We start from the raw sequence: 13117 nt of genomic DNA, 5'->3' as shown, positions 1-13117 counted from the left end.
CTTACTCAGAAGTAATTCTTAATCGTTACGAAAGTAATAGCCAGCGCAGATGGCGACCCTGAAAAGATTTCACAAGATTTTCTTGTGACAAATGATCAGACGCTGGTGTGTAACCCCAACTGGTAACAGTTGGTTTTTTAGGAGTTAAACCGTGCCTTTGAATGTACAAGACAAAAAAGCGATTGTTGCTGATGTCGGCGCTCAATTGGCTGGAGCTCAAACGGTCGTGCTCGCTGAATACCGTGGTATTCCAGTAGAGCAGTTGACAAAGCTACGTGCTAGCGCACGTGACCAAGGTGTATATCTTCGCGTTTTGAAGAACACATTGGCACGCCGTGCTGCACAAGGCACACAGTTTGAGCCTCTTGCTGATTCGATGGTTGGCCCCTTGATCTACGGCATTTCTGCTGATCCGATTGCTTCAGCAAAAGTATTGCAGAACTTTGCTAAGACTCAAGACAAGCTAGTCATTACTGCTGGCTTATATAACGGCAAGTTGTTGGACGTAGCGGGCGTTAAATCCCTCGCGTCTATTCCAAGCCGCGACGAGTTGTTATCTCAGTTGTTGGGCGTGATGTTGGCCCCAGTTTCTGCAATGGCTCGCGTATTGGGCGCAGTAGCAGCGCAAAAATCAGCCGGAGCACCTGCTCCAGTTGCAGCACCTGCAGTTGAAGCAGCAGCCCCAGCAGAAGTAGTTGCTGAAGCCGCCGCTCCAGAGGCAGCTGCTGAGCCTGCAGCCGCAGCCCCAGAAGCTGGAACAGAAACACCGCAAACCCCTGCCGCTGAATAAGCGCAGATTAACTATTAAGTATTAGGAGCTAAAAATGGCGATTACCAAAGAAGAAATCATTGATGCAGTAGGTAGCATGTCCGTAATGGATTTGAACGACTTGGTTAAGGCGTTCGAAGAGAAGTTTGGCGTTTCAGCTGCAGCGATGGCTGTTGCTGGTCCTGCTGGCGCTGCTGGTGGCGCTGCTGCTGAAGAGCAAACAGAATTTACTGTTAACTTGCTCGAAGCTGGCGCAAACAAAGTTTCAGTAATTAAGGCTGTTCGCGAAATCACTGGCCTTGGCTTGAAAGAAGCTAAAGACTTAGTTGATGGTGCACCAAAGCCAATCAAAGAAGCTGTTGATAAGAAGACAGCTGAAGAAGCTAAGAAGAAGCTTGAAGAAGCTGGCGCTAAAGCAGAACTCAAGTAATACAAACTCAGTTAGTGCCCCTCAAAAAGGGGTGCTAGCCCTGTTGGGTTTGACCATTAGTGGTCAAACCCGATTTCATTTCTGATTGAAATCGGGTTTGCCTTCTGATACGACTGCAGAATGCAAGTTTGGTCGGACACTGGATCTTTCGATTTAGTGTTGTCCGCCAGTGATTGGTAGTGGCCAATCGCCAAATCTTTGTACAGTCGCTGAATTCGGAGATGAAATGAACTACAGCTTCACCGAACGCAAGCGAGTCCGTAAAAGCTTTGCTAAGCGAGTAAATAATCATCAGGTTCCATACCTGATCGCAACGCAGCTGGAATCCTACGCTAAATTTTTACAGGCTGAAAAGCCAGCAATGTCTCGTCTTACAGAGGGACTTCAAGCTGCCTTTACATCAGCATTCCCAATTGTGTCTAACAATGGCTACGCACGTATGGAATACGTGTCATACCAGTTGTCACAGCCGCCGTTTGACGTTAAAGAATGTCAACAGCGTGGTTACACATACCACTCCGCCTTACGTGCAAAAGTTCGCTTGATTATTTATGATCGCGAAGCACCTACTAAGGTTAAAGAGGTAAAAGAGAGCGAAGTTTACATGGGTGAAATTCCACTCATGACAGATAACGGCTCTTTTGTTATCAACGGCACTGAGCGCGTTATCGTTTCTCAGTTACATCGTTCCCCAGGCGTGTTCTTCGAACACGATAAGGGTAAGACACACAGCTCAGGTAAGTTGCTGTTCTCAGCACGCATCATTCCTTACCGTGGTTCATGGCTCGATTTCGAGTTTGATCCAAAAGATATTCTGTATTTCCGCGTTGACCGTCGTCGTAAGATGCCTGTCACCATTTTGCTCAAAGCAATTGGTTTAAACAACGAACAGATTCTTGCAAACTTCTTTAACTTTGATCATTTTGCATTGAGCGCAAATGGCGCCTCAATGGAATTTGTTCCAGAGCGTTTGCGTGGTCAAATGGCTAACTTTGATGTGCTTGACAAAAATGGCTTAGTCGTCATTCAAAAAGACAAGCGTATTAATGCAAAACATATTCGTGAACTCGAAGCTGCCAAGACAAAAAACATCGTTGTTCCGGATGATTACTTAGTTGGCCGTGTAGTTGCACGCAACATCATTGATCCAGACTCTGGTGAAATCTTGGCTTACGCTAATGATGAAATTACTGAAGAGTTGTTGGCCACATTGCGCGATGCAGGTATTAAGCAAATGGAAACCATCTACACCAATGATTTGGATTCTGGTGCCTACATTTCACAGACATTGCGTACTGACGAAACTGCAGATCAAATGGCTGCTCGTATTGCCATCTATCGCATGATGCGACCTGGCGAGCCTCCAACAGAAGATGCTGTTGAAGCTTTGTTCCAGCGCTTGTTCTACAACGAAGATAGCTACGATTTATCACGCGTTGGCCGTATGAAAGTTAACAGCCGTCTTGGCCGCTCTGAGATGGAAGGCAAAATGGTTTTGTCGGATGAAGATATCCTCGACACCATCAAGTCTTTGGTTGACTTGCGTAACGGCAAAGGCGAGGTCGATGACATCGACCACTTAGGTAATCGTCGTGTACGTTGCGTTGGTGAGTTGGCAGAGAATCAATTCCGTGCAGGTTTGTCACGTGTTGAGCGTGCGGTTAAAGAACGTCTCGGCCAAGCCGAAACAGAAAACCTCATGCCGCATGACTTGATTAACAGCAAGCCAATCTCTTCAGCGATTCGTGAGTTCTTTGGTTCTTCACAGTTATCCCAGTTTATGGACCAAACAAACCCATTGTCAGAGATCACGCACAAGCGTCGTATTTCTGCATTGGGACCTGGTGGTTTGACACGCGAGCGTGCAGGTTTCGAAGTGCGCGATGTGCATCCAACTCACTACGGACGTGTTTGCCCAATTGAAACTCCAGAAGGACCAAACATTGGTCTGATCAACTCACTCGCGTTGTTTGCGCGTTTGAATGAGCATGGTTTCTTGGAAACGCCATACCGTAAAGTTGCTAATAGCAAGGTAAGCGATGAAGTTGTTTACCTCTCTGCGATTGAAGAAGCGAAGTACGTCATTGCTCAGGCAAATGCAACGATCGACAAGAGTGGCAAGTTAGCCGATGAATTGGTTTCAGCGCGTCAAGCTGGTGAGACCATGATGGTTAGCCCAGAGCGCATCGATTTCATTGACGTTGCTCCGAGCCAGATCGTTTCTGCTGCTGCTTCATTGGTTCCATTCTTGGAGCACGATGATGCGAACCGTGCGTTGATGGGTGCGAATATGCAACGTCAAGCAGTTCCTTGCTTGCGTCCAGATAAGCCATTGGTTGGTACCGGTTTAGAGCGCATTGTTGCGGTTGACTCAGGTACTGTTATTTTGGCTTCCCGCGGCGGTATTGTTGACTATGTTGACGCAAACCGTGTCGTGATTCGTGTTAACGATGATGAGACAGCGGCTGGTGAAGTTGGTGTGGATATTTATAACCTCATCAAGTACACCCGTTCAAACCAAAACACCAACATCAACCAACGTCCTATCGTTCAGGCTGGTGATCGTGTAGCCCGTGGCGACGTAGTTGCTGACGGTGCATCTACCGACTTAGGTGAGTTGGCCTTGGGTCAAAACATGACTGTGGCATTTATGCCATGGAACGGTTACAACTTCGAAGATTCAATCTTGATCTCTGAGAAGGTTGTTGCTGATGACCGTTACACCTCTATTCATATTGAAGAGTTGTCGGTTGTTGCTCGTGATACCAAGTTGGGTTCAGAAGAAATTACACGTGATATCTCCAACTTGGCTGAGTCACAACTCTCCCGTTTGGACGAGAGCGGTATTGTTTACATCGGTGCTGAAGTTGAAGCCGGCGACGTATTGGTTGGTAAGGTCACTCCAAAGGGCGAGACTACTCTCACTCCGGAAGAGAAGTTACTGCGTGCGATCTTCGGTGAAAAAGCATCTGACGTTAAAGATACTTCTTTGCGCGTTCCATCTGGGATGATCGGTACGGTTATTGATGTTCAAGTCTTCACCCGTGAAGGTATTGAGCGTGATGCACGTGCACAGGCAATTATTCAAGAAGAGTTACAACGCTACCGTCTGGACTTAAACGACCAGTTGCGTATCGTTGAAGGTGACGCCTTCATGCGTTTAGAAAAGCTCTTGATTGGCAAAGTTGCTAACGGCGGCCCTAAGAAATTAGCTAAAGGTACTAAGATCGACAAGGAATACCTTGCTGACTTAGACAAATACCATTGGTTTGATGTTCGTCCAGCTGATGATGAAGTTGCCTCACAAGTTGAAGCAATCAAATCTTCTATCGAAGCGAAGCGTAAGCAGTTTGATGAGGCCTTCGAAGAGAAGCGCACCAAGCTTACTCAGGGCGATGATTTGCAGCCTGGCGTAACGAAGATGGTGAAGGTGTACTTGGCAGTGAAGCGTCGCTTACAGCCTGGCGACAAGATGGCTGGTCGTCACGGTAATAAGGGTGTGGTTTCTAAAATCGCTCCAGCAGAAGACATGCCATTTATGGCCGACGGACGCCCTGTTGACATCGTCTTGAACCCATTGGGAGTTCCTTCCCGTATGAACGTAGGTCAGATCTTGGAAACCCACTTAGGTTGGGCGGCTCAAGGTATTGGTAAGCGTATTGATGAGATGGTTCGTCAACAGGCTAAACAAGCTGAACTCCGTAAGTTCATGAAGCAGCTTTACAACGAAACCGGTCGTATCGAAGATATCGATAACTTCACGGATGAGCAGATCAATGTTTTGGCTGAGAATTTACGCCAAGGCTTGCCATTCGCTACTCCAGTGTTTGACGGTGCAACTGAAGCAGAGATCGGACGTATGCTCGAGTTGGCTTATCCAGAAGAAGTGGCTACTTCTTTGAAGATGACGCCTTCGCGTCAGCAAATGATTTTGTGCGACGGCCGTACTGGCGATCAGTTTGAGCGTCCTGTAACTGTTGGTGTAATGCACGTCTTGAAACTCCACCATTTGGTCGATGACAAGATGCATGCACGTTCAACTGGACCTTACTCGTTAGTAACGCAACAGCCACTGGGCGGTAAAGCCCAGTTTGGTGGTCAGCGCTTTGGTGAGATGGAAGTTTGGGCCCTCGAAGCATACGGTGCTTCATATGTCTTGCAGGAAATGCTGACAGTGAAGTCCGATGACGTCGCAGGCCGTACCAAGGTTTACGAAAACATCGTCAAGGGCGAGCACACAATTGATGCTGGCATGCCCGAATCCTTCAACGTGCTGGTAAAAGAAATCCGCTCGTTGGGTATTGACATTGACATGGAGCGCAACTGATATGAAAGCATTGCTCGATTTATTTAAGCAAACGCAGGGTGATGAGCAGTTTGATGTCATCAAGATTGGTCTTGCATCCCCTGAAAAAATTCGCTCATGGTCTTTTGGTGAAGTACGCAAGCCAGAAACCATCAACTACCGGACTTTTAAGCCCGAGCGTGATGGTTTGTTTTGCGCCAAGATTTTTGGACCAACTAAAGACTACGAGTGCTTATGTGGTAAGTACAAGCGTTTAAAGTTCCGTGGCGTTATCTGCGAGAAGTGTGGCGTTGAAGTTACGCTCGCTAAGGTACGTCGTGAGCGCATGGGCCACATTGAGTTAGCGGCCCCTGTAGCGCACATTTGGTTCTTGAAGTCATTGCCGTCCCGTTTAGGCATGGTTCTCGATATGACATTGCGTGATATCGAGCGCGTTCTTTACTTTGAAGCCTATGTAATAGTTGACCCTGGCATGACTCCTGAAGGCGCAATGAAGCGCGGTCAGATCATGTCTGAAGACGAGTACATTGCTAAGACTGAAGAGTACGGTGACGGTGCGTTTACTGCCATCATGGGCGCTGAAGGTATTCGTGATCTCTTGCGTTCGATTGATATCGATCGTGAAGTAGAGACCATTCGTGCTGATTTAAAAGCTACTGGTAGCGATGCCAAGATTAAGAAATACGCTAAGCGCTTAAAAGTGCTCGAAGCGTTCCAGACTTCAGGTATTAAGCCTGACTGGATGATCATGGAAGTGTTGCCAGTATTGCCACCTGAATTGCGCCCATTGGTGCCATTGGATGGCGGTCGCTTTGCTACCTCCGATTTGAATGATCTTTATCGTCGTGTGATTAACCGTAACAACCGTTTAAAGCGTTTGTTAGAGTTGCGCGCACCAGAGATCATCGTTCGTAACGAAAAGCGTATGTTGCAAGAAGCCGTTGACTCATTACTCGATAACGGTCGTCGCGGCAAGGCTATGACTGGGGCTAATAAGCGTCCTCTTAAGTCCTTAGCTGAGATGATTAAAGGTAAGAGCGGTCGTTTCCGTCAAAACTTGTTGGGTAAACGTGTTGACTACTCAGGTCGTTCAGTCATCGTGGTTGGCCCTACATTGAAATTGCATCAGTGCGGCTTGCCAAAATTGATGGCCTTGGAATTGTTCAAACCATTTATTTTCAACAAGCTTGAGACTTTAGGAATCGCAACCACGATTAAGGCTGCGAAGAAAGAAGTTGAAAGTCAGACTCCAATCGTTTGGGACATTCTCGAAGAAGTGATTCGTGAACATCCAATCATGTTGAACCGTGCGCCTACATTGCACCGTCTTGGTATTCAAGCTTTCGAGCCAATGCTGATTGAAGGTAAGGCGATCCAATTGCACCCATTAGTCTGCGCGGCATTTAATGCTGACTTTGACGGTGACCAAATGGCAGTTCACGTTCCTTTGTCGCTCGAAGCGCAAATGGAAGCACGTACATTGATGTTGGCTTCGAACAACGTATTGTTCCCTGCTAACGGTGAACCATCTATCGTTCCTTCGCAGGACGTGGTGTTGGGTCTGTACTACGCTACTCGTGACAAGATCAACGGCAAAGGCGAAGGTATGGTTTTCGCCAATATTACTGAGGTAATGCGTGCCTATGATGCTGGCCAGGTTGAATTAGCCTCCCGCGTTGCTGTACGTATTACCGAGTTTGAGATTGTGGACAAAAAGGCAGAGGGCGATGCCCGTTTTGTTCAGAAGACATCGATTTATCAAACTTCAGTTGGCCGTGCAATCTTGTCAGAAATCTTACCTAAGGGTATGACTTTTGAGGAAATCAATAAGCCTCTGAAGAAAAAAGAAATCTCGCGTTTGATAAACACTTCATTCCGTAAGTGCGGTCTTCGTGAAACAGTGATTTTTGCTGACCGCCTCTTGCAGTCTGGTTTCCGCTTGGCGACTAACGCCGGTATCTCGGTTGCAATCGACGATATGCTGATTCCTAGCTCTAAAGAGCGCATCATCACTGAAGCTTCTATTAAGGTTAAGGAATATGACAAGCAGTTCATGTCAGGTCTCGTAACCAATCAAGAGCGTTATAACAACGTGGTTGATATTTGGGGCGCTGCTGGTGACCAAGTGGGTAAGGCGATGATGGACGAGTTGTCACACGTTGACGTTATCGACCGTAACGGTAAAACTGTGCGTCAAGAATCCTTCAACTCCATCTACATGATGGCGGATTCTGGTGCGCGTGGATCTGCAGCGCAGATTCGTCAGTTGGCTGGTATGCGTGGTTTGATGGCGAAGCCTGACGGCTCCATTATTGAAACCCCAATTACTGCGAACTTCCGCGAAGGCTTGAACGTATTACAGTACTTCATCTCAACCCACGGCGCACGTAAAGGTTTGGCTGATACCGCGTTGAAGACAGCAAACTCAGGTTACCTGACACGTCGTTTGTGCGACGTAACTCAAGACCTCGTTGTCATTGAAGATGATTGCGGAGCAACCTCTGGCGTAACGATGAAGGCTCTTGTTGAGGGCGGCGAAATTATCGAAGCATTGCGTGACCGTATTTTGGGTCGTGTATGTATCGATGATGTCGTTCATCCTGATACACAAGAAGTCATTGTTCCAAATGACACCTTGCTCGATGAAGATCACGTAGACCAAATCGTTGCCCTAGGTATCGATGAAGTTAAAGTTCGCACAGTGTTGTCATGCTTAACTCGTTTTGGCTTGTGCGCTAAGTGCTACGGACGTGATTTAGGTCGCGGTGGCTTGGTGAACGTTGGTGAGGCAGTTGGCGTTATTGCTGCCCAGTCCATCGGTGAACCTGGTACACAGCTGACTATGCGTACCTTCCATATTGGTGGCGCAGCGTCACGTGCATTGGTCGCAAGCAATATTGAAGCCAAGTCTAATGGCGCCTTGAAGTTCTCCGGCACGATGCGTGTTGTGAAGAACGCCAAGGGTGAGCAGATCGTGATTTCACGTTCTGGCGAAGCTGTGATTATTGACGATAACGGTCGTGAGCGTGAGCGTCATAAAGTGCCTTACGGTGCAACGCTCTTGTTTAAAGAAGATGCAGCAGTGAAGGCAGGCGCAAGCTTGGCAACATGGGATCCGTTAACACGTCCAATTATCTCTGAGTACGCTGGTATTGCTCGCTTTGACAACGTTGAAGAAGGCGTTACTGTAGCTAAGCAGGTTGACGAAGTAACCGGGCTCTCCACTTTGGTGGTGATTGACGGTAAGCGTCGTAGTGCTGCTAGCAAAGGTGTTCGTCCAATGATCAACTTAGTTGATGCCAAAGGCGGCGAAGTGATGATTGCGGGTACAGATCACCCAGTAAACATTGGTTTGCAAGTTGGCGCTTTGATCACTGTTAAAGACGGTCAAAAAGTTGAAGTTGGTGAAGTATTGGCGCGTATCCCAATCGAATCACAGAAAACTCGCGACATTACCGGTGGTTTGCCACGCGTTGCTGAATTGTTCGAAGCACGTTCACCAAAAGATGCTGCAGTTTTGGCCAAAGTAACTGGTACTGTTTCCTTCGGTAAAGAAACTAAAGGCAAGCAACGTTTAGTCATCACCGATATGGACGGCGAAGCGAATGAATTCTTGATTCCTAAAGAGAAGCAAGTTCTCGTTCATGACGGTCAAGTTGTGAACAAGGGCGAGATGATTGTGGAAGGTCCTGCCGATCCACACGATATCTTGACACTCAGAGGTATTGAAGAGTTGGCGATCTACATCGTAGATGAAGTGCAAGACGTTTACCGTTTGCAGGGCGTGAAGATTAATGACAAGCACATTGAAGTGATCGTGCGTCAAATGTTGCGTCGTGTGCAAATTACTGATGGTGGCGATACTGCCTACATCACTGGTGAGCAAGTTGAGCGCTCTAAGTTGTATGACGCAAACGATGCTGTGATTGCACTAGGTAAGCGCCCAGCTCAGTTCGAGAATGTGTTGCTCGGTATTACTAAGGCATCCTTGTCAACCGACAGCTTCATTTCAGCGGCTTCTTTCCAAGAAACCACCCGTGTATTGACCGAAGCCGCGATTATGGGCAAGACCGATACACTCCGTGGCCTCAAGGAAAACGTCATTATTGGTCGCCTGATTCCCGCGGGTACCGGCTTGTCTTACCGCCGTGCACGCAAGGTCAGAGAGCAATTCGAGCGTGATCGCGCTCAAATGATTGCCGCCGAAGAGGAAGCAATGGCTGATATGCCTGTAGAAATAGAGGCTGAAGTGATTGCTCCTGCTGGGGAGGCTGATCCAAGCTAATTTGGTAATTCTGGCCAGAAATGGCCAGTTTTTTCCCCATTTGGTTGACGGAAAAGGCTGGCCAAGCTAGAATGCTGAGTTCTACTGATTCAGAAGAGGGTCTTTTTGACCTAGAATTTATCTAAGTCATTGATTTTCTTGAAGAAAGCAACAAAGAAGTACTAACCGAGCTATTTTATGCCAACAATTAATCAATTATTACGTAAGCCAAGAACACGGCTGACCGTTAAAAGTAAGAGTCCTGCGCTGCAAAACAGCCCGCAACGCCGTGGTGTATGTACACGTGTGTACACAACCACTCCTAAAAAGCCTAACTCTGCGCTACGTAAAGTAGCTAAGGTTCGCTTAACCAATGGTTTTGAAGTCATTTCATACATTGGTGGTGAAGGTCATAACCTCCAGGAACACTCAGTAGTGTTGATCCGTGGTGGTCGTGTAAAGGATTTGCCAGGTGTTCGTTACCACATCGTTCGTGGCTCGCTTGACTTGCAAGGTGTTAAAGACCGTAAGCAATCACGTTCCAAGTACGGTGCTAAGCGCGCTAAGAAAGCTGCTTAATAGCAACTTAAAGTATTTGCAGTAAGTCTTCGTTTGTCAGACTTTAAAGACAAGTAAGTGGCTGTTCCGTCTGGAGGTTTCTCCAGATAGTAGGACGGCCGGAGCGGGTGATCTATTTGGACCACCCCTAACTGAACTGAAGGAGTAGTTATGCCACGTCGTCGTGAAGTTCCCAAACGGGAAATCCTGCCTGATCCAAAATTCGGCAATGTAGAAGTAGCAAAATTCATGAACGTCCTGATGTTGGACGGCAAAAAATCGGTTGCAGAGCGTATCGTTTACGGTGCCTTTGATCACATCGAGAAAAAAGCAAACAAAGAACCGCTTGAAATTTTCTCAACAGCTATGGGCAACGTAAAGCCAATGGTTGAGGTGAAGAGCCGTCGTGTTGGTGGTGCTAACTATCAGGTTCCTGTTGAAGTTCGCCCATCACGCCGTTCAGCTTTGGCAATGCGCTGGGTACGCGAAGCCGCTAAAAAGCGCGGTGAAAAATCCATGGCTCAACGTTTGGCCAACGAATTATTAGAAGCTGCAGAAGGTCGCGGCGGAGCAATGAAGAAGCGTGAAGAAGTTCACCGTATGGCAGAAGCCAACAAAGCTTTTTCACATTTCCGCTTCTAATCGCATAGCAAAGAAAAGGTACCAACAGTGGCACGTAAAACCCCTATCGACAGATACCGTAACATCGGTATTTCTGCGCATATTGACGCAGGTAAGACAACAACAACAGAACGCGTTTTGTTCTACACCGGTGTTAATCACAAGATCGGTGAAGTACATGATGGCGCTGCAACGATGGACTGGATGGAGCAAGAGCAAGAGCGCGGTATCACGATTACTTCTGCTGCTACTACAACGTTCTGGAAGGGCATGGCTGGTAATTTCCCAGAGCACCGTATCAATATTATTGATACCCCAGGACACGTAGACTTCACTATTGAAGTTGAGCGTTCAATGCGTGTTTTGGATGGCGCTTGCATGGTTTACTGTGCGGTAGGTGGTGTGCAGCCACAATCCGAAACTGTTTGGCGTCAAGCTAATAAGTATCATGTTCCACGTTTGGCATTCGTTAACAAGATGGACCGTACGGGCGCGAATTTCTTCAAGGTCTATGACCAGATGAAATTGCGCTTGAAGGCTAACCCTATCTTGATCCAGATTCCTATCGGAGCTGAAGAAAACTTCAAAGGCGTTGTGGACTTGGTCAAAATGAAGGCCATCTATTGGGATGAGGAATCACAAGGCACTAAATTTACCTACGAAGAAATTCCTGCTGAGTTACAAGCCTCCGCTGAAGAGTGGCGCGAGAAGTTGGTTGAAGCCGCTGCTGAAAGCTCAGAAGAGTTGATGGAAAAGTACCTCGGCGGCGAAGCATTGACCGAAGACGAAATCAAAAAAGCATTGCGTCAACGCACTATCGCCAATGAAATCATTCCAATGATGTGTGGAACAGCCTTTAAAAATAAAGGTGTTCAGGCAATGTTGGACGCAGTGGTTGAATTACTGCCATCACCATTAGATGTTCCACCGGTTCCTTGTGAATTGGAAGACGGTACACCCACAACACGTAGAGCTGCTGATGATGAGAAATTCTCAGCATTGGCATTTAAGATCATGACTGACCCATTTGTTGGTCAGCTCATCTTCTTCCGTGTTTACTCAGGTGTAATGAAATCTGGCGACACAATCTATAACCCAATTAAGGGTAAGAAAGAGCGTGTTGGTCGTTTGTTACAGATGCATGCCAACGAACGTGAAGAAATTAAAGAAGTATTTGCGGGCGATATTGCAGCTGCGGTTGGTTTAAAAGACGCAACTACTGGTGAAACATTGTGTGATCCAGATGGCATTGTGATCTTGGAGCGTATGGTATTCCCAGAGCCAGTGATCTCCCAAGCTGTTGAGCCAAAGACAAAACCAGACCAAGAAAAAATGGGTCTTGCTTTGAATCGCTTGGCACAAGAAGATCCATCATTCCGTGTAAAGACAGACGAAGAATCTGGCCAAACAATCATCTCTGGTATGGGCGAGCTCCATTTGGAAATTTTGGTTGACCGTATGCGTCGTGAGTTTGGTGTTGAGGCAACTGTTGGTAAGCCACAAGTTGCTTATCGTGAAACGATTCGCAAGGTTTGCGAAGAAGTTGAGGGCAAATTTGTTAAGCAGTCTGGTGGTCGTGGTCAGTACGGGCACGTTGTGCTTAAGCTTGAGCCACAAGAACCAGGCAAAGGTTTCCAATTCGTTGACGCTATTAAAGGCGGTGTAGTTCCACGTGAATACATTCCAGCAGTAGAAAAAGGAATTATCGAAACATTGAACTCAGGTATTTTGGCTGGCTATCCAGTTGTAGACATCAAGGCAACATTGTTCTTCGGTTCATACCATGACGTTGACTCCAACGAAAACGCATTTAAGATGGCGGGCTCGATGGCATTCAAAGACGGTATGCGCAAAGCATCACCAGTGTTGCTTGAACCAATGATGGCTGTTGAAGTTGAAACACCAGAAGATTTCATGGGTAACGTAATGGGTGACCTCTCATCACGTCGCGGTATTTTGCAAGGTATGGATGACATTCCAGGGGGCGGCAAGATCGTTCGCGCTGAAGTGCCACTGGCAGAGATGTTTGGTTACTCAACTGGCTTGCGCTCGTTGACCCAAGGTCGCGCCACCTACACCATGGAATTTAAGCATTATTCCGAAGCACCTAAGAACGTTGCTGAAGCAGTGATGGCTGCTAAAGCGAAGTAATTTATCCACATTATTTTG

General features: G+C 47.1%; 6 protein-coding genes and 1 pseudogene. All 7 read left to right on the top strand.

Annotation, left to right across the window (positions count from 1 at the left end):
* Window positions 1-151: 151 nt before the first annotated feature.
* Window positions 152-667 (top strand): annotated as a pseudogene (gene rplJ, locus ICN26_RS04205) (50S ribosomal protein L10); the annotation flags it as partial.
* Between the two features lie 157 nt (window positions 668-824).
* Window positions 825-1199: a 50S ribosomal protein L7/L12 gene (rplL, locus tag ICN26_RS04200; RefSeq protein ID WP_011901893.1), complete on the top strand. Its 375-nt coding sequence runs from the start codon at window positions 825-827 to the stop codon at window positions 1197-1199.
* Window positions 1200-1425: 226 nt separating this feature from the next.
* A complete protein-coding gene (gene rpoB / locus ICN26_RS04195; protein WP_216267124.1) occupies window positions 1426-5526 on the top strand; it encodes a DNA-directed RNA polymerase subunit beta in 4101 nt (1366 codons plus the stop codon).
* A gap of 1 nt (window position 5527) precedes the next feature.
* Window positions 5528-9790 carry a DNA-directed RNA polymerase subunit beta' gene (gene rpoC, locus ICN26_RS04190; protein ID WP_216267122.1) on the top strand — a complete coding sequence of 1421 codons (4263 nt, stop codon included), beginning with the start codon at window positions 5528-5530 and terminating at the stop codon, window positions 9788-9790.
* 177 nt (window positions 9791-9967) lie between these two features.
* The gene (rpsL, locus tag ICN26_RS04185; RefSeq protein ID WP_041484791.1) at window positions 9968-10348 is read left to right on the top strand and encodes a 30S ribosomal protein S12; all 381 of its coding nucleotides are present in this window, start codon (window positions 9968-9970) and stop codon (window positions 10346-10348) included.
* 150 nt (window positions 10349-10498) lie between these two features.
* Entirely contained in the window at window positions 10499-10969 is a 471-nt protein-coding gene (gene rpsG, locus ICN26_RS04180; RefSeq protein ID WP_011901897.1) for a 30S ribosomal protein S7, read from the top strand.
* A gap of 27 nt (window positions 10970-10996) precedes the next feature.
* The gene (gene fusA, locus ICN26_RS04175; RefSeq protein ID WP_216267120.1) at window positions 10997-13099 is read left to right on the top strand and encodes an elongation factor G; all 2103 of its coding nucleotides are present in this window, start codon (window positions 10997-10999) and stop codon (window positions 13097-13099) included.
* Window positions 13100-13117: the final 18 nt, after the last annotated feature.

Origin of the sequence: Polynucleobacter hallstattensis (genome assembly GCF_018881835.1) — a bacterium.
In the GTDB taxonomy this organism is placed as follows: Bacteria; Pseudomonadota; Gammaproteobacteria; order Burkholderiales; family Burkholderiaceae; genus Polynucleobacter; species Polynucleobacter hallstattensis.
Note: the sequence above shows the minus strand (reverse complement) of the source record. Positions and strands in the feature narration are given on the sequence as shown.